Genomic DNA, 22,953 nt, shown 5'->3' with positions numbered 1-22,953 from the left:
CTGGTCATCGGGTCAGTTCCCGGTCGGCGTCGTCGGCTCTGTGAGCGCTCACAGCGCTGTCAGCGCAGTCGACGGAGTAGGTGTCGTAGCCGTCGTACTCGCCGTAGCCGTCCGCGTCGTCGAGGTCCTCGGGCACGAGGCTCCAGACGATGACGTCGGTGCGGGTGTCGCTCCAGCTGCCGTCGGCGGACTGCGTGCGCACTATCCAGGCGTTGCGCAGGACCCCTTCGCTGATGCAGCCGATCTTCTGGGCCACCTGCTGGGAGGCGGTGTTGTCGGCGGCGGTGCGCAGTTCGAGGCGTTCGAAGCCCTGGTCGCGGAAGAGCCATTGGGTGACGGCGAGTACGGACTCGCTGGCGTAGCCCTCGCCGCGGGCCCAGGGCGCGGTCACGTAGCCGACCTCGGTGGCGCGGGTGCGCCAGTTGGTGTTCTGGAGGTGGACGATGCCGACGAGGCGCTGGGTGAGGAACTCGGTGACGGCGAAGACGATGCCGCGGCCCTCGGTTCGCTCGGTGTGCGAGAGGCGGGTGGCCCAGCCGTACGCGTCGGCCCGGGTGTAGGGATGCGGTACCGAGGTCCAGGCGGTGACGCTCTCGTCGTTCATCATCTCGGTGAGTGCGGTGACGTCCTCTTCCTCGAAGGGGCGCAGCACCAGCCGGTCCGTGCTGATGGTGACGTCCGGGAAGGTGGTAGTCATGCGCAGCTCCATGCCTGAGACCGTGGTGCGGGACCGTTTGTGCGGGTCGTAGGCCACAGCATGCAGCATGGACCTGAGGAAGTGCAGGGCCGGGTTGCCCGGAAGCGGGCAGAGCTCGGCCCCGCGCGCTGACAGGAGCGTGCGGGGCCGAAATGCCTGACCGGCCGGCTCAGGAGGCCGGGGTACCGAAGGCCGGGATGACCGAGCCCTGGTACTTCTCCTCGATGAACTTCTTGACGTCGTCGGAGTTCAGGAGCTTGGCGAGCTTCTGGACCCGCGGGTCCGTCTGCTTGCCGTCCTTGACCGCGAGGAAGTTCGCGTACGGGTTGCCCTCGGCCTTCTCCAGGAGGAGGGCGTCCTTGGCGGGCGAGAGGTTGGCCTCGATGGCGTAGTTGCCGTTGATGACGGCGGCGTCCACGTCGTTCAGGGCGCGCGGGACCGTGGCGGCCTCCAGCTCCTTGAACTCCAGGCCCTTCTTGTCGGTGATGTCGGACAGCTTGGCGCCGGTGCCGACACCCTCCTTGAGGGTGATCAGGTTGTTCGCGGCGAGCAGCTGGAGCGCGCGGCCCTCGTTGGTGGTGTCGTTGGGGACGGCGATGGTCTGGCCGGCCTTGATGTCGGTGAGGGCCTTGACCTTCTTGGAGTAGAGGCCGAGGGGCTCCAGGTGCACGTTCACGACGGGCACGATGTGCGTGTTGTTCTTCTTGTTGAAGTCGTCGAGGTACGGCTTGTGCTGGAAGTAGTTGCCGTCGACCTGGCCCTGCTCGGTGGCGGTGTTCGGCAGGACGTAGTCCGTGAACTCCTTGACCTCCAGCTTGAGGCCTTCCTTGGCCGCGAGCTTGTCCTTGACGAAGTTCAGGATGTCGGCGTGCGGGCTCGGGGAGGCCGCGATCACCAGGGGCTTGCTCTCGTCGGTCTTGCCGCCGTCGGCCTTGGTGGAGGACGGGTCCGAGGAGCTGCCGCAGGCGGTGAGGCCGAGGGCGAGCGCGGTGGTGGTGGCGGCAAGGGCGGTGAGCTTGATGTTCTTACGCACGAAGAGTGCCTTTCTTGCATTTACAGGGTGGTGGCCCAAGCACGACAAGTGCGGGCTTTCTGGGGGAGAAAAAGTCTTGTGAGCCCGGAACTGCTCAGGCTGTCCGGCCGCGGCGGGCCAGGAGTCGGACCACGCCGTCGCCGACCAGCTGGATCACCGTGACGACGGCGATCAGGACGACGACGGTGGCGACCATGAATCCGGTCTCGAAGCGCTGGAAGCCGTAGGTGATGGCCTTGGATCCGAGGCCTTCGCCGCCGACCGCGCCGGCCATGGCGGAGTAGCCGACCAGGGTGATCACGGTCGTGGTGACACCGGCGACCAGGGAGGGCAGGGCCTGCGGCAGGAGCACCTTGCCGACGAGGGTGGGGATGCCGCCGCCCATGGACTCGACGGCCTCGATCAGGCCGTGGTCCACCTCGCGGACGGCGGTCTCGACGAGCCGGGCGAAGAAGGGGATGGCGCCGATGGCGAGCGGGACGATCATGGCGGTGGGGCCGATGAACGTGCCCACGACCGCGGTGGTGACCGGGATCAGGAAGATCAGCAGGATGATGAACGGCAGCGAGCGGCCTATGTTCACGATCACGCCGAGCACCTTGTTGAGCGGCCGGTTCTGCAGGAGGCCGCCCTTGTCGGTGAGGACCAGCAGGATGCCGATGGGCAGTCCGCCCAGGACGGTCACCAGGGTGGACCACAGCACCATGTAGAGGGTGTCGTAGGTGCCCTGGGTGAGCAGGGGCTGCATCTCGGACCAGGTCACTTCGCACCATCCTTGACCAGCGCGGCCAGTTCGTTGTCGATCTCGTCGGCCTCGTCGGCCTCGTCGACGACGTCGACCTGGAGGCCCTGCTCGCGCAGGAAGCCCACGGGTACGACGTTGTCCTCGAAGCGGCCGGGCAGCTCGATGCGCATGCGGCCGATCTGGCGCCCGGCGACGGTGTCCATCGCGGCGCCGAGGATCGAGATGTCGATGTTGTACGTGCGCGAGAGCTGCGAGATGACCGGCTGGGCGGCGGTTTCGCCGTGGAAGGTGACGTCGACGACCGTGCGGTCGGGGCCGGTGGCGGCGCCGGTGACCGGGAACAGTTCGCCCGCGAGCTCGGAGCCGGGGGTGGCGAGCAGCTGGGCGACGGTGCCGGATTCGATGATCTTGCCGCGCTTCATCAGGGCGGCCGAGTCGCAGACGGACTTGACCACGTCCATCTCGTGCGTGATGAGCAGCACGGTGAGACCGAGCTGCTGGTTGAGGTCGCGCAGCAGCTGGAGGATGGAGCGGGTGGTCTCGGGGTCCAGGGCGCTGGTGGCCTCGTCGGACAGCAGCACCTTGGGGTCGCCGGCCAGGGCGCGGGCGATGCCGACGCGCTGCTTCTGGCCGCCGGAGAGCTGGGTGGGGTAGGCCTTGGCCTTGTCGGCGAGGCCGACCAGGTCCAGGAGTTCCAGGGCCTTGCGGGAGCGCTCGCGGCCGGAGACGCCGAGGATCTCCAGGGGCAGCTCGATGTTGCCCTGGACGGTGCGCGAGGACAGCAGGTTGAAGTGCTGGAAGACCATGCCGATGCGGCTGCGGGCCTCGCGCAGTTCCTTGCCGGCGCGGCGGCCGCGGCCGGCGAGTGCGGTGAGGTCGACGCCGTCGACGCTCACGGTGCCGGTGGTGGGTCGCTCGAGCAGGTTCACACAGCGGATCAGGGAGGATTTGCCGGCGCCGCTCTGGCCGATGACTCCGTAGACCTCGCCCTCGCGGACGTGGAGGTCCACGCCGTCCAGGGCGGTGACCTCGCGGCCACGGGACTGGTAGACCTTCGTGAGGCCCGATGTGGTGATCACAGGAATTCCGTCGCTGTCGAGTGCACGGCGCAGCGGGGTGCCGGGCACGGGGCAAACATCTGGGGACGCGATACGGGTCGAACCGTCATGAAGGGATGGCGTCGACGCGTGCGCGGGGCAGGAGCGGTCCGGGTTGCACGGACGGGCTCGGCCGGTCTCGCTTCGGGGCGCGAGGCGTGCGGAAGGGGGCCCTCAGAAGGCGCGCATTCGACACATACAACGAGCACCGGGCGTCATCGTCGCCTCGGTCGCAAGGGTGCGGCTGCTCGTCGTGGTCATGGGCCCCAGTAAAGCAGACATGTCGCTTCACCGATCAACGATGTCCGAATAGCGGACGGAAACCAGCCGCATACCGGACAACACCGGTCGCTGTCAGCCGTCCGTCCCGACGGTCAGACCCCCCTCGCTGACCTGCACCGACACCGCCGAAAGGTGCCGTACGACCACGTCCGCGCGGAGTTCGGCGGCGGTGTCCGTTGTGGTCAAGACCACGGTCCGGATGCCGGCCGCCCGCCCAGGGGCGCGCGCATCGGGTCTTTCGGCCCGTAATACCCTCGCTGCATGCTCGACGCCCTGACGGTCGCCATAGGTGTGGCCGCACTCGCCCTCGCCGCCTGGTGCGGCCACGCCGCATGGCGGGACCAGCCGACCAAGGACTGGCACTTCATCGGCATGGCCGTGGTGACGGTACTGGTCCTGGCCCAGCTGGTGATCGGCCTGGTCATGCTGGCCCGGGGCGAGAAGCCCGACGAGGGCACGGTGATCTTCGTGGCGTACCTGCTGGGCGCCTTCGCGGCGGTACCGGCCGCCGGGATGCTCTCGCTGACCGAGCGGACCAAGTGGGGTTCGGTGACGGTGGCCGCGGGCGCGGTCGTCCTCGCCGTCCTCGAAGTACGGCTCTACGACATCTGGGGAACCACCGGTGCCTGACACGACGACCGCCACTCCCGCCGGGCGCACACGGCTCGTCTCCGGGCCCGGGCTGCTCCTGGTGTGGCTGTACGGGGTGATGGTGGTCGGCGCGGTGTCGCGGTCGGCCTACCAGATCTCCACCGAGTTCGACCGGGCGCCGCTGGCGTACTCGCTGTCCGCCGCGGCGGCCCTGGCCTACGCGTTCATCACGTACTCGCTGGTGCGCGGCGGGGAGACGGCCCGCAAGGCGGCGCTGGCCTGCTGCGCCGCCGAGCTGGCCGGCGTACTGACGGTGGGCACCTGGACCCTGGTGAGCCCGGACTCCTTCCCCGACGCGACCGTGTGGGGGCAGTTCGGGATGGGCTACCTGTTCATCCCGGTGATCCTGCCGATCACCGGGATGCTCTGGCTGCGCAAAAGGGGTTAGGCGCTGACCGCGAAGTCGGTGGCGTCCTTGGCGTCCTTCTCCAGGATCACCAGCTGTACGCCGTCCGAGGCCGTGCGGCCGCCGACCTTCGTGTAGCCCGCCTTGCGGTAGAGCCGCAGGTTGGACTCGCTCTTGTGCCCGGTGTGCAGACGGAAGCGGGTGGTGGTGCCGGGTCCCGCGAGGGCCTCCTCGACCGCGCTCAGCAGGCGGGCGCCGAGACCGTGGCCCTGCAGCCGCGGGTGGACGCACAGCTTGGCGATCTTCCCGGTGCCGTCCTCGTCGACGCTGCCGCGCACGGTGCCGACGACCTCGTCGCCGAGCCGGGCCACCAGTACGGTGTCCGTCGCCAGCTCCGCCTTGAGGGAGTCCAGGGACTGGGTGAGCGGCTGGATGAGGTAGTTGCCGTACAGCTCGGCCTCGCGCTGGAAGGCCAGGTACTGCAGTTTGAAGATCTGCTCAGCGTCCTCGGCAGCCGCCGCCGAAATGGTCACGCTCATGCCCATGTGCGCATGCCTCCCGCTCACCTGGTAGCCCGATGGTCTACCGCTCCTTTCCCCACAGGCCAGGAGCCGCAACCTCTGCAGCCAGCATTCTGCGCAGACATCCCAGGCAACGGGAACGGACGGGCCCCAAACTTCCTTGTGAGATACCCAACTCTCCTGCGATTTCACGGTAAGTGAGGTCTCTGGGCGAAAGAAATGCCTTCATGAGCTCCGGGCAGCGTCCGGGCAATCGGGCGACCGCCGACCGGAGAACCCGGTTGTCCTCGCCGTTCAGGAGGACGTCCTCCGGTACGCCGCCCGCGTCCGCGGGGGCCGCGCCGTCCGCGCGGTGACGCCGGTGGCCGTCCACGGAGGGATGGCCGTGGTCGTCCACGGAGGGATGACGGTGGTCATACGGGATCTCGCGGCTCGCCCGCCGCCGGGCGAGCCGGGCCTCGGCGCGCACCGCCCGGCGCAGCCAGCGGGCACGGCCCGTCGGGTCGGGTTCGCGCGGGCCGCTCTCCAGCAGCCTGACCCAGACGGCTTGTTCCAGGTCGGCCGGGTCAACTCCGGTGCCCGGGGCTTCCGCGGCAGCCTCGGCGGAGAGCAGCGGGCCGAGCTTCTCAAAGAGGTCAGCCTTCAGCAGGTCCATGCCGGGCGGGACGAGCGGGGCGCGCCCGGCGGTTTCCCCGCCGGGCGCGTCCCACTCGTTCGGGAAGCTCCGCTCAGCGGTTGACGGGGCGTCGGCCGGGGCGGAAGGCCTCCGCCGCGAGCAGTCCGGTGTCCGGGTTGTCCGTGAAGATGCCGTCGATGCCCTGTTCGAAGTAGGTCCGGAAGGCGGCGAAGGCGTCCCCGTACGCGGCCGGATCCGTGCCCTTGCGGAAATCGGCCGGCAGGAAGCTGTTCTCGTTCCGCGCGGTGTAGGGGTGCAGCAGCAGACCCTGGGCGTGGGCGTCCTTGACCAGGGTGGTCGGGGCGCCGAGCTTGCCGGCCGCGTCGCGCGGGAGGATCAGGTCCATGGTCGGGCCGATGCCCTGGGCGAAGCCGGCGATCCACTTCAGGCCCTCGGGCTTGACCAGGTCGGCGACCGTGCGCGGGTCCTTGGCCTGTTCGAAGTCCCAGGGGCGGGTGCCCGCCGCGGAGAGCAGGACCACGCGGGGCGCCGAGACCAGCCGGGAGAGCCGCTGGATGCTGGAGGGCTCGAAGGACTGGAGGAAGACGGCCGAGTCGTGGCGGTCGCGTCCGTAGCGGCGCAGCAGCTTGGCGAGGGGCTCTTCCAGGCCGAGGCCCAGCGCCCGGAAGTAGCTGGGGTGCTTGGTCTCCACGTGCAGCCAGACCTGCCTGTCGCGCCGGCGGCTCTCCCGGTTGGCCCAGCGCAGGACCTCCTCGAAGGTGGGCACCGCCCACTGGCCGTCGTAGAGGGTGTTCCGCTGCCGGACGGCGGGGATACGTTCCTTCGCGCGCAGGGTCTTCAGCTCGGCGAGGGTGAAGTCCTCGGTGAACCAGCCGGTGACGGAGACCCCGTCGACGGACTTGGTGGTCCGGCGCGCCGCGAACTCCGGATGGTCGGCGACGTCCGTGGTGCCGCCGATCTCGTTCTCGTGGCGGCACACCAGGTGCCCGTCCTTGGTCGGGACGAGGTCCTGCTCGATGACGTCGGCGCCCAGGTCGAGGGCGAGCTGGTAGGAGCCGAGCGTGTGCTCGGGCCGGTAGCCGCTGGCTCCGCGGTGGCCGATCACGGTCGGGTAGGGGAGGTCCCGGAACCCGCCCTCGCCGTGTCCGCCGCTCGCGGCGGAGGCGGATCCCGCCGCGAGCCCGGTGATGCCGGTGCCCGCCGCCAGTACGGCCGCCCCGAGGACCGTGCGCCTCGCTGCCCCAGCCTGTGTCATGAGTGCCACTTCCCATCGCGAAAACGCCCGAATCGGCGTGCCGATCGTAGGCTGGGAGGGGTTTCCAGCGAGGGTGTCATGTCGGAACACGGCGGAAACGTGCGTCAACACTGCGTATCCGATTCGTGAACCCGATGTGCGATCAGAGCCGACCCGCGAGTATCGTCCTCACCTGCACTACCGCCGTGTGGTGGGTGCGAGAACCGCTTTTCGATGCCGGAGGGCCCACGTTGTTCCGTACGCGCCTCATCAAAGCCACTGTCGGACCGGTCATGCGCCTGATGTTCCGCACCCGTGTGGAGGGCATCGAGAACATCCCGGGCACCGGACCGGTGATTTTGGCGGGCAACCACCTCACGTTCATCGACTCCATGATCCTCCCGCTGGTGTGCGACCGTACGGTCCACTTCATCGGCAAGGACGAGTACGTGACGGGCAAGGGGATCAAGGGCCGCGCGATGGCCTGGTTCTTCACCGGCTCCGGCATGATCCCCGTCGACCGTGACGGGGCGAACGGCGGGGTCGCGGCCCTGATGACCGGCCGCCGGATCCTCGAAGAGGGCAAGATCTTCGGCATCTACCCGGAGGGCACCCGCTCCCCCGACGGCCGGCTCTACCGCGGCCGCACCGGCATCGCCCGCCTCACCCTGATGACGGGCGCCCCCGTGGTCCCGTTCGCGATGATCGGCACCGACAAGCTCCAGCCCGGCGGCGCCGGGATGCCGCGCCCGGGCCGGGTCACCGTGCGCTTCGGCGAGCCGATGGAGTTCTCCCGCTACGAGGGCATGGACCGGGACCGGTACGTGCTGCGCGCGGTCACCGACTCGGTGATGGCCGAGGTCATGCGGCTCTCCGGCCAGGAGTACGTGGACATGTACGCCACCAAGGCGAAGGCCGCGTAGCTCCTCTCCTACTGTCTCTGGAGTGACCGGCTGACGCCCGCCGCCGTGGTGGTGGCGAGGATCCAGCCGGTCACGATCAGCAGGTACGACAGCCACTGGTGCCAGCCGCTCGGCGCGTAGGCGGACTCCTGCCCGAAGCTGATGATCGGCACCAGCAGGTCGATCGTGTAGAACACCGGGTTGAAGTCCGGGGCCTCCCCCGGCTTCAGGGGCCTCGGCGGATCGATCCCGTATGCGATCGCCCCGGTCAGCAGCAGCGCCAGCAGCCAGCCCACCGCCCGCAGCGGCCGGAAGCCGTAGCCGACGGTGGCGTCCTGGAGCTGCCCCCACAGCCGGGCGGGCCGGGGCAGGGTGCGGCGGTGCCTGCGCAGCTTGGCGAGCTGGACCGTCCGGGCGCCGCCCTCGTCGCCCGCCGTACGGTAGGCCGCGGCGAGCTGCTCGTAGGTGTACGACAGGTAGCCCGACTCCTCGCGCTCCAGGACAGGCAGCCGCTGCTCGGCGGGCAGGTGCGGGCTCATCGCCCGGTAGCTGAGCCCGGCCAGCCGCACCGTACCCGGCCAGGTCCCGGGGTCGATGTGCAGCAGGTCGAACTGGGAACGGCGCAGGTTGACCGTGCCCTGGATGGTGTCGCACTCCCGCAGCCAGACCTCGCCGACGGTGCAGCTGCTGGCCCGCAGGGCCACGCCGCCGGGATTGACGAACCGGGCGTACGCGAAGTTGAGCTGGCCCGGTATCCGGGATCCGGTGAGGTTGACCCGGCCGGTCAGCTCCGCGCGCATCGCCCGCAGGTCGGTGCCGACGGTCACGGTCTCCGCGTGCAGGGTGGTGCCGCCGGGCGTGTGGAGACGGGCGTCGTCGAGGTTGATCTGGCCTCCGACGACCGCGCCGTTGATCCGCGTCTGGCCGTGTACGGTCAGCCCGAAGGCGATGATGTCGGTGCCGATGGAGGCATGGTTGAGCTGGAGCGGTGCCTCGCCGGCCAGTTCGCCCCCGACCGGTCCGATCACGGCGCCCTGGAGGAAGAGACCTCCGGATATCTGGGCCCCCGCGAGGCGCACCGGGCCGCTGATCGTGCAGCAGGACAGCCGCAGCACGACCTCGACGCGGACGGTGGACGCGGTCAGGCCGGGCAAGCACGACTCGGTGAGGACGAGTGCGCGCAGCCGTGCCCCGTAGAGCCCTGGTTTGCGTTCGAACCAGCAGCCGCGCATCCGCATCGGGACGTCGATCGCGGCGTACTTGAGGTCCAGTTTCCCGGTGACCTTGGCGCCCTTGATCTTGAGGCCGGCGACTTGGCCGGCGACGCTGGGTCCGCTCAGCAGCAGCGCCATGAGCACCTCGGCGCGCACGGTGCGCTCCGGCCCCCAGGAGGCCCCGTCGGCCGCTTCCTCGTCGAGGCTCTCCCGGAAGTCGACGCCTTCCCCGCGCGGGAAGGCGTCCCATACGCGGCGCTCCGCCGGGGTCAGATCGTTGATCTCCATCGCCGGGATGGTGTCCCGCGGTTCGACGAACTGTCAACTCCGGTCGGGACACCACCCTCTGGGGCGTCAGTGCTCGATGCCGCCCTGGAGCCGCTGGCCCTTGAGCAGGAACCAGGCGGCCACGGCGGTGGCCAGGAGGACGGCCGCGCCCACGCCGGAGGCGAGTCGCAGCCCGTCCACGAAGGCCTCCTGAGCCGCTCCCACCATCTGCCCGGCGGTGTCCGGATCCAGCGTCCTGGCCGCTTCGACGGCCCCGCCGAGGGATTCGTGCGCGGCGTCGGCGACGGGCCCGGCGACCGAGGCGGGGGCGGTGAAGCCCTGGTAGACGCCGGTCACGATGGAGCCGAGCAGGGCGATGCCGAGGGCGGCGCCGAGTTCGTACGCCGTCTCGGAGACGGCCGAGGCCGAACCGGCCTGCTCCTTGGGCACGCTGGAGAGGATCACGTCGGCGGTGACGGTGAAGGAGAATCCGGCGCCGAGGCCGACGAAGAGCAGTGCCGCGCCGAGCAGCGGGTATCCGGTCTCCTTGTGGATCACGGTGAGCACGGCGAGGGCCAGGCCGATGGCGGCGAGGCCGCCGGCGACGACGGAGCGCACCGAGTACCGGCGGGCGTAGCGGCCCGCGACCAGACCGGTGACCACCGCGCCGATGGCGGCGGGCAGTTCGGCCAGGCCCGCCTCCAGCGGGTCGCGGCCCTGCACGAGCTGGAGGAACTGGGAGAGGAAGAAGACCAGTCCGGAGAGCCCGAACACGGTGAGCAGGTCGGCGAGGACGGCGCCGGAGAAGCCGCGGTGCTTGAAGAGCCGCATGTCGAGCAGTGGGGACGGCAGGGTGAACTGGCGGCGGACGAAGGCGTGGAGGCAGGCGGCGCCGATGACGGCGGCGGCGCAGACGCCCCAGGTCACGCCGTGGGTGGCGAGTTCCTTGACGGCGTAGACCACGCCGATGACCCCGACGAGGGAGAGGCCGACGCTGAACAGGTCCCAGGGGCCCGCGACCGGGTTCTTGGACTCGGGCAGCAGCTTGATGCCCACGATCACCAGGGCGGCCATCACGGGCAGGTTGATGAGGAAGACCGAGCCCCACCAGAAGTGCTGGAGCAGGGCTCCGCCGACGACGGGGCCTACGGCGGCGCCGGCCGATGCGGTGGCGCCCCAGATGCCGATGGCGAGGCTGCGCTCCTTGGGGTCGTGGAAGATGTTGCGGATCAGCGCGAGGGTGGACGGCATCAGGGTCGCGCCGGCCACGCCGAGCAGGGCCCGGGCGACGATCATCATCTCGGGGCTGGTCGCGTAGGCGTTGAGGACGGAGACGGCGCCGAAGGCGGTGGCGCCGACCAGCAGGAGCTTCTTGCGGCCGATGCGGTCGCCGAGGGAGCCCATGGAGACGAGCAGTCCGGCGATGACGAAGGAGTAGATGTCGCCGATCCACAGCAGCTGGGTGCCGGAGGGCTTGAGGTCCTCGCTGAGCGAGGGCGTGGCCAGACCGAGTACGGTCGCGTCCACCGCGACCAGCAGCACGGCCAGGACGAGCACGGAGAGCGCGAGCCAGCGCCCGGGGCTCTTGACCTCCGTCCCCTTCGTCAGGCTCAGCTGCTCGGTTCCGGTCATTTCTCCACACTCCGTTGTGCGCCACCGAGCAGCAGCTCGATGATCATGTACTGAAAGTCCTTGGCGGCGACCCGGCCGTCCATGACGGCCCAGGCGCAGGTGCCGATGAGGCCGTAGAGGGCCTCGGTGAGCCAGGCGGGGCTCAGGTCGATCCGGATGTCGCCCTCGGTCTGGCCGCGCCGGAACAGCGCGCCGACGCGGGCGTCGAGGCGGGCCCATCCCTCGTGGATCTGGTCGCCCTCGAAAAGCTGGTTCTCGGTGACGAGGAAGGCCAGCAGCTCGGCGTTGGGCTCGGCCTCGGCGACGAGCCGCTTCAGGGCCTCCACCGCCGTGCCCTCGTCGAGGCGGGCGTTGTCGAAGGCCACCTCGAACTCCCGGATGCCGAGTTCCTCGAGGGCCCGTACGAGGGCGTCGCGCCCGGCGAAGTGCCGGTGCAGGGTCGCGCGCCCGATTCCGGCGGCGCGGGCGACCTCGTCCATCGTGGCGGTCGATTTGCGGGAAAGCAGGGCGGCCGCGTCGCGGAGCACCTGGTCACGATCCATGGCCATGAGACAAGCATAACCCGAATGAGACGTCCACGTCTCATTCGATCAGAAAACAAGCTGCCGACCGGGCAGCCGGAGAGGAATCCTGCAGACATGAAGCCGCTGCTGCTGATCGACGTCGACGGACCGCTGAATCCCTACGCCGCCAAGCCCCAGCGCCGCCCCGAGGGCTACAGCACCCACCGGATGCGGCCGACGGGCTGGACGGAGGCCGAGAGCGCGAAGCCCCTGCGGGTCTGGCTGAACCACGGTCACGGCGCGCGGCTGCTCGCCCTGGCCGACGCGTACGAGCTCGTCTGGGCCACCACCTGGAAGGACGAGGCGAACGACTGGATAGGCCCGCACCTGGGCCTGCCGAAGCTGCCCTTCATCGACTGGCCCGTGATGCACGGCCGGGCGCCGCGCGGCACCTTCTGGAAGACCCAGTACGTCCTGGAGTACGCGGGAGCCCGGCCCTTCGCGTGGATCGACGACGACATCACGGCCATGGACCGCGAGTACGTGGACCGGCACCATCCCGCCCACGCCCTGCTCATGTACGTCGACGAGCAGGTCGGGCTGACCGGCGAGGACTTCGAGACGCTGGCGCGCTGGGCCCCCTAAACGCCGGAGGGGCGGTCGGAGCGGGTGCTCCGGCCGCCCCTCCGGGCTCGTCGGCTACTGCTTATGCGCCGCCCAGGCGTGCTGGATGACCAGGTCCGCCTTGAGCTCGGTCAGCTGGATCGCGACCGCCGAAGGGGCGGTGCCGCCGCGGCCGTTGCGGGAGGCCAGGGCGCCGGGCACGTTCAGGACGGTGCGGACCTCGGGCGTCAGGTGCTCCGAGATCTTCGCGAACTGCTCGTCCGTGAGCTCGTCCAGCTCGATGCCGAGCGACTCGCACTCCTTCACGCACTCACCGGCCACCTCGTGCGCGACGCGGAACGGCACGCCCTGCTTGACCAGCCACTCCGCGATGTCGGTGGCGAGCGAGAAGCCGGCCGGAGCCAGTTCCTCCATCCGCTCCCGGTGGACCGTGAGGGTGGCCATCATGCCGGTGAAGGCCGGCAGCAGGACCTCGAGGGTGTCGCAGGAGTCGAAGACCGGCTCCTTGTCCTCCTGGAGGTCGCGGTTGTACGCGAGCGGCAGCGCCTTCAGCGTGGCCAGGAGGCCGGTCAGGTTGCCGATGAGGCGGCCCGACTTGCCACGCGCCAGCTCCGCGATGTCCGGGTTCTTCTTCTGCGGCATGATCGACGACCCGGTGGAGAAGGCGTCGTGCAGGGTCACGAAGGAGAACTCCTTCGTGTTCCAGATGATGATCTCCTCCGCGATCCGGGACAGGTTGATCCCGATCATCGCGGTGATGAAGGCGAACTCGGCGACGAAGTCGCGCGAGGCGGTGCCGTCGATGGAGTTGCCGACCGAGCCCCGCTCGAAGCCCAGGTCCGCGGCGACCGCCTCCGGGTCCAGGCCGAGCGAGGAGCCGGCCAGCGCCCCCGAGCCGTACGGGGAAACCGCGGTCCGGGTGTCCCACTGGCGAAGCCGCTCTGCGTCCCGGGACAGGGACTGCACGTGGGCCAGTACGTGGTGTGCGAAGAGCACCGGCTGCGCGTGCTGGAGGTGGGTCCGGCCGGGCATCGCCACGTCCGCGTGGGTCTCGGCGAGGCCGACCAGCGCGTCCTGGAGATCGGCGACGAGCTCGCCGATGAGCCGGGCGTGGTCGCGCAGGTACATCCTGAAGAGGGTGGCCACCTGGTCGTTGCGGGACCGGCCGGCCCGCAGCTTGCCGCCGAGGTCGGCACCGAGCCGCTCCAGCAGGCCGCGCTCCAGTGCGGTGTGCACGTCCTCGTCGGCGATGGTGCCGACGAACGTGCCCGCGGCGACATCGGCCTCGAGCCGGTCGAGTCCGGCGATCATGCGCTCGAGCTCGTCGGCCGTGAGCAGGCCCGCCTTGTGCAGCACGCGCGCGTGGGCACGCGAGCCCGCGATGTCGTACGGCGCGAGGCGCCAGTCGAAGTGGACCGACGCGGACAGCTTCGCGAGGGCCTCGGCGGGGCCGTCGGCGAAGCGGCCGCCCCAGAGCCGGACGTCACCGTTGTTGCTGCTCACAGCTACTGCTCCTCAAGACTGCATGGTGTGGGATGTGCAACCGCCTCCCGGTCGCGGAGGTAACGGGAGGCGGTCCGTTCGGCCGTGGTTACGCCTCAGGCGAGGTCGCGGCGCGCGGCGATCTTCGAGGAGAGGCCGAAGATCTCGATGAAGCCCTGGGCCTTGGACTGGTCGAAGGTGTCGCCCGAGTCGTAGGTCGCCAGGTTGAAGTCGTACAGCGACTCGTCCGACTTCCGGCCGGTGACGACGGCGCGGCCGCCGTGCAGGGTCATCCGGATGTCACCGGTGACGTGCTGGTTGGCCTCGTTGATGAAGCCGTCCAGCGCCCGCTTCAGCGGGGAGAACCACAGGCCGTCGTAGACCATCTCGCCCCAGCGCTGCTCGACCTGCCGCTTGTAGCGGGCCAGTTCGCGCTCGACGGTGACGTTCTCCAGCTCCTGGTGGGCGGTGATCAGCGCGATCGCGCCCGGCGCCTCGTACACCTCGCGGGACTTGATGCCGACGAGGCGGTCCTCGACGATGTCGATCCGGCCGATGCCCTGGGCTCCGGCGCGCTCGTTGAGCTGCTGGATGGCCTGGAGGACGGAGACGGGCTTGCCGTCGATGGCGACCGGGACGCCGGCCTTGAAGGAGATGACGACCTCGTCGGCCTCGCGCAGGACGGCCGGGTTCGAGGTGTACTCGTAGATGTCCTCGATCGGCGCGTTCCAGATGTCCTCCAGGAAGCCCGTCTCGACGGCGCGCCCGAAGACGTTCTGGTCGATGGAGTACGGGGACTTCTTGGTCGTCGCGATCGGGAGGTCGGCCCTCTCGGCGAAGGCGATCGCCTTGTCCCGGGTCATCGCGTAGTCGCGGACCGGGGCGATGCACTTGAGGTCGGGGCCGAGGGCGGCGATGCCGGCCTCGAAGCGGACCTGGTCGTTGCCCTTGCCGGTGCAGCCGTGGGCGACGATCGAGGCGCCGTGCTTGTGGGCGGCGGCGACCAGGTGCTTGACGATCGTCGGGCGGGAGAGCGCCGAGACCAGCGGATAGCGGTCCATGTAGAGGGCGTTCGCCTTGATCGCCGGAAGGCAGTACTCGTCGGCGAACTCGTCCTTGGCGTCCGCGACCTCGGCTTCGACCGCACCGCAGGCGAGCGCGCGCTTGCGGATGACGTCCAGGTCCTCGCCACCCTGGCCGACGTCCACGGCAACGGCGATGACCTCTGCGCCCGTTTCCTCGGCGATCCAGCCGATGGCGACGGAGGTGTCCAGGCCGCCTGAATAGGCGAGTACGACGCGCTCGGCCACGGGTTTCTCCTTACGGTGCAATCAACGACAGGCATAACTATGCACTGCTCCGTATGTTTCGTCAATCAAGCCTCGTCGCCCCCACCTGACCAGCGGATATATCGGAGGCGCGAGGGCTGCTCCCTTGCCTAGGCTCCACGGCAAGGACAGCAGGAGGGGGCGGCCGCATGAGCGCGAGGCGGGAACGGGCGATACGGGCGGGGCACGCGAGCGCGGACCGCCTGATGGACGGCGGGCACCCCGGTCACACCCCGATGCCGCTCCCCGAGGGCGTGGCCGAGACGTGGATCGCCTTCGACCAGGCGGTACGGGACATCCACCGCTTCCGGTACGGGACCGCGTACAACGGCGCGGACGTGGTGGCGCTGTGCCATCCCGACGGCTACGTCCGCGAAGGCGCGCTCCGAGGGCCGGATCCTGTGCTCGAACTCGTCGCGATCCGCTGCACCGACTGGGTTCCGGCCGTACGGGAACAGGCCCGGCGCGTGCTGCGCGCGGTGCTGGACGCCGACCCCGCGGGCACGGTGCGCCGGCTGACCCCGCTCCTGCTGCGGCTGGGCCGCCGCGAGCACGGCGCCTGGGCCCTGGAGCTGCTGCCCGCGGCGCTGCGCGGCGGGCGGCTGCGGGCCGAGCTGCGCGGGAGCCCGGACCTGCCGACCCGGCGGTTCGCCGCGCGGCTGTCGCTGGAGAGCGGCGAGTTCGGGGTGCGGGAGCTCGCCCGTCTGGCCGCCGCCGAGCTGGATCCGCAGACCAGTCAGCTATGGGCGGACGCCGCGCTCGCGGCCATGGCAGCCGACGGGCCGGACGACGAGGCCTTCGACTCCCTGGTCGGCGCCCACCTCCCGATGGTTCGCGCCACCGGGGTCACCGCCCTGCGCGGGGCCGGCCGGGCCGCCGCGGCCGGGAAGCACCTCACCGACCGCTCCGGGCTGGTCCGGGCCTGCGCCCGCTGGGTGGTCCGCCAGGACGGCGGCGACCCGTACGCCCACTACCGCGAGCTGGTCGAGGACCCGGGCAGCATCACCCCTTACGCCGTGACCGGCTTCGCCGAGTGCGCCCGCCGCAGGGACGCGCCGCTGCTGCGCGCGCTGCTGGCGCACCCCGGCAACGCGGTGCGGGCCGCCGCCGTGGGCGGGCTGCGGCTGCTGGACGTCACCGACCACGAGCTGCTGCGCCCGCTGCTGGACGACCCGTCGGCGGCCGTGGCCCGCGAGGCCTCCCTGAGCCTGCGCGCCACGGCCGGGCGGCTGCCCACCGACTGGCTGCTGGCCCGCATCGCGCCCGACCGGCCGGCGCACACCCGCCGGGCCGCGTACCGGCTGCTGCACGCGCAAGGCGGTGTGGCCGGATTGCGGGCCTCGGTGGAGCTGCTGACGGACGGTGACCCGGTCCTGCGGCGCATCGCCGCGCAGCACATCCAGAGCATCTGGTCCCCGTACCGGCCGCTCGCCCTGCCGGCCCGGGACCCGGAGGTCGGCGCCCTGCTGGACCGCTGCACGGGGCTGTTCAGCGACTGGGTCCTGCGGCAGATGCGATCGAGGCTCGGACTTCCTCCCGGGAAATCCACGACGGACGGATACTGATCACCATGGGAAAGCTCTACGAACGCATAGACGGACGGCTGCGCAAGTTCATCGAGGAGCAGCCTGTCTTCTTCACGGCCACCGCCCCGCTCGCGGGTGACGGCCACGTCAACCTGTCCCCCAAGGGCCGCGCCGGGACCCTCGTCGTCATCGACGAGCAGACGCTCGCGTACCTCGACTTCGGCGGCAGCGGCGCCGAGACCATCGCCCACGTCCGCGAGAACGGCCGCATCACCCTCATGTGGTGCGCGTTCAGCGGACCGCCCAACATCGTGCGCGTGCACGGCGAGGGCGAGGCGGTCTTCCGCGACGACCCGCGCTGGGGAGAGCTGATCGCCCTGTTCGGCGAGGCCGACGGCCCCTCCGCGCGGGCGATCATCCTCGTTCACGCCCGCCGGATCGCCGACACGTGCGGGTACGCCGTCCCCTTCATGGAGTACGAGGCCGAGCGCACCCTCCACGCGGAGTACTTCGGCCGCAAGACGGACGAGGAGTTCGCCGAGTACTGCGAGAAGAAGGATTTCATCGGGACGAGCCTCGACGGCCTGCCTGCGCTGCCACTGCCCCTTCCGGCCCGTACCGTCTGACATGTGCTGCGTACCGCTCTCGTCACGGGCTCACTGATCGTCACCACCCTGCTCCCGCAGGGCTTCCAGAGCCACGCCACGCTGCCCGCCCGGCTCGCCGACACCGGCGGCGGAAGCCAGCTGATCACCGCCGTCGCACCCGCCCCCGGCTCCACGACCGGGCGGCTGACCTGGTGGGACCGGCGGGCGGGGCGCTGGTACGAGGCCGGGAGCGCGGACGCCCGCTTCGGGGCGAACGGCCTCACCGAGGGCGCGACCCGGACCCAGGGCACGAACACCACCCCGGCGGGGCTGTACGACCTGCCGTTCGCCTTCGGGATCCGGCACGCGCCGGCGGGTACGGAGTACCGCTACCGGCGGGTGACCGGCAGCTCGTGGTGGTGCCAGGACAACGCGTCCGCCGCCTACAACCGCTGGGTGGAGCCGCTGCCCGCGCACTGCGCGCCGGGCGAGGCGGAGCACCTGGTGACGTACGAGAAGCAGTACGCGCACGCGCTGGTCATCGGCTTCAACTACGCCGAGCCGGTGCGCGGCCGGGGCGCCGGGATCTTCCTGCACGTCAACGGCAAGGGCGCGACGGCCGGTTGCGTGTCCGTACCGGAGCGGACCATGCGGGAGATCCTGCGCTGGGCGAACCCGCGCCGCCACCCCCACATCGCGATCGGCACCGAGTCCGGGGCCCTGGCCGTGACCCGTTACTAGGCCCTCTCCGGGGCTAGCCCTCCTTCTGCGCGAGGCGCAGGAGGTGGTCGGCCAGGGCCTGGCCGCCCGCCGGGTCGCGGCTGATCAGCATCAGGGTGTCGTCGCCCGCGATCGTGCCCAGGATCTCCCGGAGTTCGGCCTGGTCGATCGCGGAGGCGAGGAATTGCGCCGCACCCGGCGGGGTGCGCAGGACCACGAGGTTCGCGGAGGCCTCCGCCGAGATCAGCAGTTCGCCGGAGAGGCGCCGCATGCGCTCCTCCTTCGCCGACTCGCCGAGCGGGGCCTGCGGGGTGCGGAAGCCTCCCTCGCTGGGCACCGCGTAGATCAGCTCGCCGCCGGTGTTGCGGATCTTCACCGCGCCCAGCTCGTCGAGGTCGCGGGAGAGCGTCGCCTGGGTGACGCTCAGCCCGTCGTCGGCGAGCAGCTTGGCCAGCTGGCTCTGGGAGCGGACCGGCTGCCGGTTGAGGATGTCCACGATCCGGCGGTGGCGGGCGGTGCGGGTCTGCGGGACGGCCTGCCCGCCTTGCTCGTTGTCCTGCGCCTGACTCATCGTCGTCTCATTCCCCGGATCCGTCCCCGTTGGCCGCGTCGAGGATGCCGGGCAGGTCCCGGAGGAACGCGTCCGCCTCGGCCTCGGAGAGTACGTACGGCGGCATGAGCCGTACGACGTCGGGGGCGGGCGCGTTGACCAGGTAACCGGCATCCTGAGCCGCCTGCTGCACCTGAGGCGCGAGGGGCTCGGTCAGCACGATACCCAGCAGAAGGCCCGCACCACGGACGTGGGAGACCAGCGGGTGCGCGGAAGCCTCGATTCCGGAGCGCAGCCGCTCGCCGCGCGCCTTGACCTGCTCGAGCAGGCCCTCGGCGGCGATGGTGTCGATGACGGCGAGTCCGGCGGCGCAGGCGACCGGGTTCCCTCCGAAGGTGGTGCCGTGCTGACCCGGCTGGAGCAGGTCGGCGGCGGCTCCGAAGGCGACCACGGCGCCGATGGGCAGACCGCCGCCCAGCCCCTTCGCGAGCGCGACGAGGTCCGGCTCGACTCCCTCGTGCGCCTGGTGCTCGAACCACTGGCCGCACCGGCCGATGCCGGTCTGCACCTCGTCGAGGACGAGCAGGGTGCCGGTGGCGCGGGTGATCTCGCGGGCGGCCGTCAGGTATCCGGCGGGCGGGACGACGACGCCGTTCTCACCCTGCACGGGTTCGATGACGACGAGTGCGGTCCGCTCGGTGACGGCGGCGCGCAGCGCCTCCGCGTCGCCGTACGGAACGTGCGTGACGTCGCCGGGCAGCGGCAGGAAGGGGTCCTGCTTCTTCGGCTGGCCGGTGAGGGCGAGGGCGCCCATGGTCCGGCCGTGGAAGCCGCCCGTGGTGGCGACCATGTGGGTCCGCCCGGTCAGCCGGCCGATCTTGAAGGCGGCTTCGACGGCCTCGGCGCCGGAGTTGCAGAAGAAGACCTTGCCGGGGCGGCCGAAGAGCTGGAGCAGCCGCTCGCCGAGGGCGATGACCGGCTCGGAGGCGTAGAGGTTGGAGACGTGGCCGAGGGTCTGGATCTGGCCGGTGACGGCCGCGACGACGGCCGGGTGGGCGTGGCCGAGCGCGTTGACCGCGATGCCGCCGACGAAGTCGGTGTACTGCTTGCCGTCCGCGTCCCAGACCTGGGCGCCCTCACCGCGTACGAGGGCCAGCGCGGGGGTGCCGTAGTTGTTGGTCAGCGCACCCTGCCAGCGGGTGCGGTACTCCTCGTTGCCGGTGGTCACCGGGGATCCCCTCCCTGTCCGTCGGGCACGACCATCGTGCCGATTCCCTCGTCCGTGAAGATCTCCAGCAGGATCGAATGCTGGACCCGCCCGTCGATCACGCGGGCGGTGGTGACGCCGTTGCGGACGGCGTGCAGGCAGCCCTCCATCTTGGGCACCATGCCGCTGGACAGCTCGGGCAGCAGCTTCTCCAGCTCGCTGACGGTGAGCCTGCTGATGACCTCGTCACTGTTGGGCCAGTCCGCGTAGAGGCCCTCGACGTCGGTGAGGACCATCAGCGTCTCGGCGCTGAGCGCGGCGGCGAGCGCGGCCGCCGCCGTGTCCGCGTTCACGTTGTACACATGGTGGTCGTCGGCGCTGCGCGCGATGGAGGAGATCACCGGGATCCGGCCGTCGGCCAGCAGCGCCTCGATCGCGCCGGTGTCGATCGCGGTGATCTCGCCGACCCGCCCGATGTCGACGAGCTCGCCGTCGATCTCCGGGCTGTGCTTGGTGGCGGTGATGGTGTGGGCGTCCTCGCCGGTCATGCCGACGGCGAGCGGCCCGTGCTGGTTCAGCAGCCCGACCAGCTCGCGCTGGACCTGGCCCGCCAGCACCATCCGTACGACGTCCATGGCCTCCGGGGTCGTGACGCGCAGGCCCGCCTTGAACTCGCTGATCAGTCCCTGCTTGTCGAGCTGGGCGTTGATCTGGGGGCCGCCGCCGTGCACCACGACCGGCTTGAGGCCGGCCTGGCGCAGGAAGACCACGTCCTGGGCGAAGGCGGCCTTGAGGTCCTCGTCGATCATGGCGTTGCCGCCGAACTTGATGACGACCACCTTGCCGTTGTGGCGGGTCAGCCAAGGCAGGGCCTCGATGAGGATCTCGGCCTTGGGCAGCGCGGTGTGCTTCCTCGCGGTGCTCATGAGCTGTACGCGCTGTTCTCGTGGACGTACTCGGCGGTCAGGTCGTTGGCCCAGATGACCGCGGACTCGGTGCCGGTGGACAGGTCGGCGGTGATGCGGACCTCGCGGTCCTTCATGCTCACCAGGTCGCGGTCCTCGCCGACCGAGCCGTTCCGGCAGACCCAGACCCCGTTGATGGCCACGTTCAGCCGGTCCGGGTCGAAGGCCGCCTTGGTGGTGCCGATGGCGGACAGCACCCGGCCCCAGTTCGGGTCCTCGCCGTGGATGGCGCACTTGAGCAGGTTGTTCCGGGCGATGGACCGGCCGACCTCGACCGCGTCGTCCTCGCTGGCCGCGCCGATGACCTCGATGCGGATGTCCTTGCTGGCGCCCTCGGCGTCGCCGATCAGCTGGCGGGCCAGGTCGTCGCAGACGGTCCGTACGGCCTCGGCGAACTCCTCGTACGCGGGCACCTTGCCGGAGGCCCCGGAGGCCAGCAGCAGCACCGTGTCGTTGGTGGACATGCAGCCGTCGGAGTCGACCCGGTCGAAGGTGGTGCGGGTGGCGGCGCGCAGCGCCTCGTCGAGGGTGGCGCTGTCCAGGTCGGCGTCGGTGGTGAGGACGACGAGCATGGTGGCCAGGCCCGGGGCGAGCATGCCCGCGCCCTTGGCCATGCCGCCGACGGTCCAGCCGTCCTTGGTGACCGTGGCCGTCTTGTGCACCGTGTCGGTGGTCTTGATGGCGACGGCCGCGGCCTCGCCGCCGTCCTCGCTGAGGGCGGCGGCCGCCGTGTCGATACCCCGCAGCAGCTTGTCCATGGGGAGCAGGACGCCGATCAGGCCGGTGGACGCGACCGCGATCTCGCCGGCGTTGAATTCCCCGCCCAGGACGGCGGCCACCTTCTCGGCGGTGGCGTGGGTGTCCTGGAAGCCCTTGGGGCCGGTGCAGGCGTTGGCGCCGCCGGAGTTCAGGACGACCGCGCTGACCGCTGCGCCGCGCAGGACCTGCTCGGACCAGTGCACGGGCGCGGCCTTGACGCGGTTGGAGGTGAAGACGCCCGCCGCCGCCAGGCGCGGTCCGTTGTTGACCACGAGGGCCAGGTCCGGGTTGCCGTTCGCCTTGATTCCGGCGGCGATGCCCGCTGCCGTGAATCCCTGTGCTGCCGTGACGCTCACGGTGCGACTCCGATCGTGGAAAGACCCAGGCTCTCGGGGAGACCGAGGGCGATGTTCATGCTCTGGACCGCGCCGCCGGCGGTGCCCTTGGTCAGGTTGTCGATGGCGCTGATGGCAATGATCCGCTCGGCGGACTCGTCGTAGGCGACCTGGACGTGGACGGCGTTCGAGCCGTGCACGGACTTGGTGGACGGCCACCGGCCCTCGGGCAGCAGGTGGACGAACGGCTCGTCGGCGTACGCCTTCTCGTAGGCGGCGCGCAGCGACTCGGCGGTGGTGCCGGGCAGGGCCTTGGCCGAGCAGGTGGCGAGGATGCCGCGCGCCATGGGTACGAGGTTCGCGGTGAAGGAGACGGAGACCCTGGTGCCCGCGAACGGGGACAGGTTCTGCACCATCTCGGGTGTGTGCCGGTGGCCTCCGCCCACTCCGTACGGGGTGACGTTGCCCATCACCTCGGCGCCGAGCAGGTGCGTCTTGAGCGCCTTGCCCGCGCCGGAGGTGCCGGTGGCGGCGACGATCACGGCGTCCGGCTCGGCGAGCTGCGCCTGGTACGCCGGGAACAGCGCGAGGGAGACGGCGGTGGGGAAGCAGCCGGGGACGGCGATGCGCTTGGTGCCTTCCAGCGCGGCGCGCCCGCCCGGCAGCTCGGGAAGCCCGTACGGCCAGGTCCCGGCGTGCGGGGCTCCGTAGAACTTGTCCCAGTCGGCCGAGTCCTTGAGCCGGTGGTCGGCGCCCATGTCGACGACGAGGACGTCCTCGCCGAGCTGGGCGGCGACGGCGGCGGACTGGCCGTGCGGAAGCGCGAGGAACACGACATCGTGCCCGGCGAGGACCTCGGGGGTGGTCGCCTCCAGGGTCCGCCCCGCGAGCGGCACGAGGTGCGGCTGCAGGTTGCCGAGGAGCTCTCCGGCGTTGGAGTGGCCGGTCAGCGCGCCGATCTCCACCTCGGGGTGCGAGAGCAGCAGGCGCAGGACTTCACCGCCCGCGTACCCGCTCGCACCGGCCACCGCTACACGTACCGCCATCGGACCCTCCTCGTCGATGGCATGACTATACGTATCTCCGCACGTTTATGCAAAGCCCTGTGC

At 70.7% G+C, this 22,953-nt stretch carries 24 protein-coding genes; 7 read left to right on the top strand and 17 right to left on the bottom strand.

The window, feature by feature from the left end; translation table 11 throughout:
* Positions 1 to 4: 4 nt before the first annotated feature.
* The 4 genes from OHA89_RS29430 to OHA89_RS29415 all read right to left on the bottom strand — a co-directional run bounded on the left by OHA89_RS29430 (position 5) and on the right by OHA89_RS29415 (position 3,554).
* A complete protein-coding gene (locus OHA89_RS29430; RefSeq protein ID WP_266610726.1) occupies positions 5 to 697 on the bottom strand; it encodes a GNAT family N-acetyltransferase in 693 nt (230 codons plus the stop codon).
* 169 nt (positions 698 to 866) lie between these two features.
* Positions 867 to 1,730, bottom strand: a complete 864-nt coding sequence (locus OHA89_RS29425; protein WP_215149671.1) for a MetQ/NlpA family ABC transporter substrate-binding protein — start codon at positions 1,728 to 1,730, stop codon at positions 867 to 869.
* 94 nt (positions 1,731 to 1,824) lie between these two features.
* Positions 1,825 to 2,493, bottom strand: coding sequence for a methionine ABC transporter permease (locus tag OHA89_RS29420; protein WP_215149670.1), 669 nt, complete (start codon positions 2,491 to 2,493; stop codon positions 1,825 to 1,827).
* Positions 2,490 to 3,554 carry a methionine ABC transporter ATP-binding protein gene (locus OHA89_RS29415; RefSeq protein ID WP_266612497.1) on the bottom strand — a complete coding sequence of 355 codons (1,065 nt, stop codon included), beginning with the start codon at positions 3,552 to 3,554 and terminating at the stop codon, positions 2,490 to 2,492. Before OHA89_RS29415 ends, OHA89_RS29420 begins: the two co-directional genes overlap by 4 nt.
* A gap of 561 nt (positions 3,555 to 4,115) precedes the next feature.
* Here OHA89_RS29415 and OHA89_RS29410 point away from each other — a divergent pair.
* Complete coding sequence (locus OHA89_RS29410) at positions 4,116 to 4,484, top strand: hypothetical protein (RefSeq protein ID WP_215149669.1); 369 nt, start codon at positions 4,116 to 4,118, stop codon at positions 4,482 to 4,484.
* Complete coding sequence (locus OHA89_RS29405) at positions 4,477 to 4,893, top strand: hypothetical protein (RefSeq protein ID WP_266610721.1); 417 nt, start codon at positions 4,477 to 4,479, stop codon at positions 4,891 to 4,893. The genes OHA89_RS29410 and OHA89_RS29405 overlap by 8 nt, the downstream gene beginning before the upstream one ends.
* On the opposite strand, the gene OHA89_RS29400 is transcribed toward OHA89_RS29405, so the two are convergent.
* From OHA89_RS29400 to OHA89_RS29390, 3 genes are all read right to left on the bottom strand, one after another.
* The gene (locus OHA89_RS29400; protein WP_215149667.1) at positions 4,890 to 5,396 is read right to left on the bottom strand and encodes a GNAT family N-acetyltransferase; all 507 of its coding nucleotides are present in this window, start codon (positions 5,394 to 5,396) and stop codon (positions 4,890 to 4,892) included. The two genes, OHA89_RS29405 and OHA89_RS29400, sit on opposite strands and share 4 nt — an antisense overlap.
* Before the next feature lie 37 nt (positions 5,397 to 5,433).
* Positions 5,434 to 6,027, bottom strand: a complete 594-nt coding sequence (locus OHA89_RS29395) for a sigma-70 family RNA polymerase sigma factor (RefSeq protein WP_266610719.1) — start codon at positions 6,025 to 6,027, stop codon at positions 5,434 to 5,436.
* A gap of 73 nt (positions 6,028 to 6,100) precedes the next feature.
* Positions 6,101 to 7,264, bottom strand: a complete 1,164-nt coding sequence (locus OHA89_RS29390) for a glycerophosphodiester phosphodiesterase (RefSeq protein WP_257557116.1) — start codon at positions 7,262 to 7,264, stop codon at positions 6,101 to 6,103.
* Positions 7,265 to 7,398: 134 nt separating this feature from the next.
* On the opposite strand from OHA89_RS29390, the gene OHA89_RS29385 reads away from it, so the two are divergent.
* Positions 7,399 to 8,166, top strand: a complete 768-nt coding sequence (locus tag OHA89_RS29385) for a 1-acyl-sn-glycerol-3-phosphate acyltransferase (protein WP_257557114.1) — start codon at positions 7,399 to 7,401, stop codon at positions 8,164 to 8,166.
* Between the two features lie 8 nt (positions 8,167 to 8,174).
* Here OHA89_RS29385 and OHA89_RS29380 read toward each other — a convergent pair whose 3' ends face one another.
* From OHA89_RS29380 to OHA89_RS29370, 3 genes are all read right to left on the bottom strand, one after another.
* Entirely contained in the window at positions 8,175 to 9,647 is a 1,473-nt protein-coding gene (locus OHA89_RS29380) for a membrane-associated oxidoreductase (RefSeq protein ID WP_266610716.1), read from the bottom strand.
* Between the two features lie 66 nt (positions 9,648 to 9,713).
* Positions 9,714 to 11,258: an MFS transporter gene (locus tag OHA89_RS29375; RefSeq protein ID WP_266610714.1), complete on the bottom strand. Its 1,545-nt coding sequence runs from the start codon at positions 11,256 to 11,258 to the stop codon at positions 9,714 to 9,716.
* Positions 11,255 to 11,806, bottom strand: coding sequence for a TetR/AcrR family transcriptional regulator (locus tag OHA89_RS29370; RefSeq protein WP_215149661.1), 552 nt, complete (start codon positions 11,804 to 11,806; stop codon positions 11,255 to 11,257). Before OHA89_RS29370 ends, OHA89_RS29375 begins: the two co-directional genes overlap by 4 nt.
* Positions 11,807 to 11,896: 90 nt before the next feature.
* Between OHA89_RS29370 and OHA89_RS29365 the strand changes: the two genes are divergently transcribed.
* The gene (locus OHA89_RS29365) at positions 11,897 to 12,406 is read left to right on the top strand and encodes an HAD domain-containing protein (RefSeq protein WP_266610712.1); all 510 of its coding nucleotides are present in this window, start codon (positions 11,897 to 11,899) and stop codon (positions 12,404 to 12,406) included.
* A gap of 54 nt (positions 12,407 to 12,460) precedes the next feature.
* Here the strand turns inward: OHA89_RS29365 and argH are convergent, their stop codons facing one another.
* Entirely contained in the window at positions 12,461 to 13,888 is a 1,428-nt protein-coding gene (gene argH, locus OHA89_RS29360) for an argininosuccinate lyase (RefSeq protein WP_215149660.1), read from the bottom strand.
* 95 nt (positions 13,889 to 13,983) lie between these two features.
* A complete protein-coding gene (locus OHA89_RS29355; protein ID WP_266610710.1) occupies positions 13,984 to 15,177 on the bottom strand; it encodes an argininosuccinate synthase in 1,194 nt (397 codons plus the stop codon).
* Between the two features lie 167 nt (positions 15,178 to 15,344).
* Between OHA89_RS29355 and OHA89_RS29350 the strand changes: the two genes are divergently transcribed.
* From OHA89_RS29350 to OHA89_RS29340, 3 genes are read left to right on the top strand one after another with little or no spacing between them, the layout of a single operon-like run.
* Entirely contained in the window at positions 15,345 to 16,760 is a 1,416-nt protein-coding gene (locus OHA89_RS29350) for a HEAT repeat domain-containing protein (RefSeq protein WP_406367466.1), read from the top strand.
* Between the two features lie 5 nt (positions 16,761 to 16,765).
* Positions 16,766 to 17,347, top strand: coding sequence for a pyridoxamine 5'-phosphate oxidase family protein (locus tag OHA89_RS29345; protein ID WP_266610708.1), 582 nt, complete (start codon positions 16,766 to 16,768; stop codon positions 17,345 to 17,347).
* Between the two features lie 6 nt (positions 17,348 to 17,353).
* Complete coding sequence (locus tag OHA89_RS29340) at positions 17,354 to 18,049, top strand: L,D-transpeptidase (RefSeq protein WP_406368630.1); 696 nt, start codon at positions 17,354 to 17,356, stop codon at positions 18,047 to 18,049.
* Between the two features lie 13 nt (positions 18,050 to 18,062).
* Here OHA89_RS29340 and OHA89_RS29335 read toward each other — a convergent pair whose 3' ends face one another.
* Genes OHA89_RS29335 through argC form a run of 5 tightly spaced genes read right to left on the bottom strand, consistent with a single transcriptional unit; the run spans position 18,063 to position 22,890 of the window.
* Positions 18,063 to 18,599 carry an arginine repressor gene (locus tag OHA89_RS29335; RefSeq protein WP_257557104.1) on the bottom strand — a complete coding sequence of 179 codons (537 nt, stop codon included), beginning with the start codon at positions 18,597 to 18,599 and terminating at the stop codon, positions 18,063 to 18,065.
* A gap of 7 nt (positions 18,600 to 18,606) precedes the next feature.
* Positions 18,607 to 19,806, bottom strand: coding sequence for an acetylornithine transaminase (locus OHA89_RS29330; RefSeq protein ID WP_266610707.1), 1,200 nt, complete (start codon positions 19,804 to 19,806; stop codon positions 18,607 to 18,609).
* On the bottom strand, positions 19,803 to 20,711 hold the full coding sequence (argB, locus tag OHA89_RS29325; RefSeq protein WP_266610706.1) for an acetylglutamate kinase: 909 nt from the start codon (positions 20,709 to 20,711) through the stop codon (positions 19,803 to 19,805). The genes OHA89_RS29330 and argB overlap by 4 nt, the downstream gene beginning before the upstream one ends.
* A complete protein-coding gene (argJ, locus tag OHA89_RS29320) occupies positions 20,708 to 21,865 on the bottom strand; it encodes a bifunctional glutamate N-acetyltransferase/amino-acid acetyltransferase ArgJ (protein WP_266610705.1) in 1,158 nt (385 codons plus the stop codon). Before argJ ends, argB begins: the two co-directional genes overlap by 4 nt.
* Positions 21,862 to 22,890, bottom strand: coding sequence for an N-acetyl-gamma-glutamyl-phosphate reductase (argC, locus tag OHA89_RS29315; RefSeq protein ID WP_266610704.1), 1,029 nt, complete (start codon positions 22,888 to 22,890; stop codon positions 21,862 to 21,864). The genes argJ and argC overlap by 4 nt, the downstream gene beginning before the upstream one ends.
* Positions 22,891 to 22,953: the final 63 nt, after the last annotated feature.

The sequence above is a fragment of the Streptomyces sp. NBC_01546 genome, from assembly GCF_045208355.1.
Lineage (GTDB): Bacteria > Actinomycetota > Actinomycetes > Streptomycetales > Streptomycetaceae > Streptomyces.
Note: the sequence above shows the minus strand (reverse complement) of the source record. Positions and strands in the feature narration are given on the sequence as shown.

Bases quoted from the DNA above. Each gene is read 5' to 3' on its own strand.
- OHA89_RS29335 (WP_257557104.1), bottom strand. From the start codon at position 18,599: ATGAGTCAGGCGCAGGACAACGAGCAAGGCGGGCAGGCCGTCCCGCAG.
- OHA89_RS29400 (WP_215149667.1), bottom strand. From the start codon at position 5,396: ATGGGCATGAGCGTGACCATTTCGGCGGCGGCTGCCGAGGACGCTGAG.
- OHA89_RS29395 (WP_266610719.1), bottom strand. From the start codon at position 6,027: ATGGACCTGCTGAAGGCTGACCTCTTTGAGAAGCTCGGCCCGCTGCTC.
- OHA89_RS29430 (WP_266610726.1), bottom strand. From the start codon at position 697: ATGACTACCACCTTCCCGGACGTCACCATCAGCACGGACCGGCTGGTG.
- argB (WP_266610706.1), bottom strand. From the start codon at position 20,711: ATGAGCACCGCGAGGAAGCACACCGCGCTGCCCAAGGCCGAGATCCTC.
- OHA89_RS29345 (WP_266610708.1), top strand. From the start codon at position 16,766: ATGGGAAAGCTCTACGAACGCATAGACGGACGGCTGCGCAAGTTCATC.
- OHA89_RS29385 (WP_257557114.1), top strand. From the start codon at position 7,399: ATGTGCGATCAGAGCCGACCCGCGAGTATCGTCCTCACCTGCACTACC.
- OHA89_RS29410 (WP_215149669.1), top strand. From the start codon at position 4,116: ATGCTCGACGCCCTGACGGTCGCCATAGGTGTGGCCGCACTCGCCCTC.
- OHA89_RS29375 (WP_266610714.1), bottom strand. From the start codon at position 11,258: ATGACCGGAACCGAGCAGCTGAGCCTGACGAAGGGGACGGAGGTCAAG.
- OHA89_RS29390 (WP_257557116.1), bottom strand. From the start codon at position 7,264: ATGACACAGGCTGGGGCAGCGAGGCGCACGGTCCTCGGGGCGGCCGTA.
- OHA89_RS29365 (WP_266610712.1), top strand. From the start codon at position 11,897: ATGAAGCCGCTGCTGCTGATCGACGTCGACGGACCGCTGAATCCCTAC.
- OHA89_RS29350 (WP_406367466.1), top strand. From the start codon at position 15,345: ATGAGCGCGAGGCGGGAACGGGCGATACGGGCGGGGCACGCGAGCGCG.
- OHA89_RS29370 (WP_215149661.1), bottom strand. From the start codon at position 11,806: ATGGCCATGGATCGTGACCAGGTGCTCCGCGACGCGGCCGCCCTGCTT.
- argC (WP_266610704.1), bottom strand. From the start codon at position 22,890: ATGGCGGTACGTGTAGCGGTGGCCGGTGCGAGCGGGTACGCGGGCGGT.
- OHA89_RS29380 (WP_266610716.1), bottom strand. From the start codon at position 9,647: ATGGAGATCAACGATCTGACCCCGGCGGAGCGCCGCGTATGGGACGCC.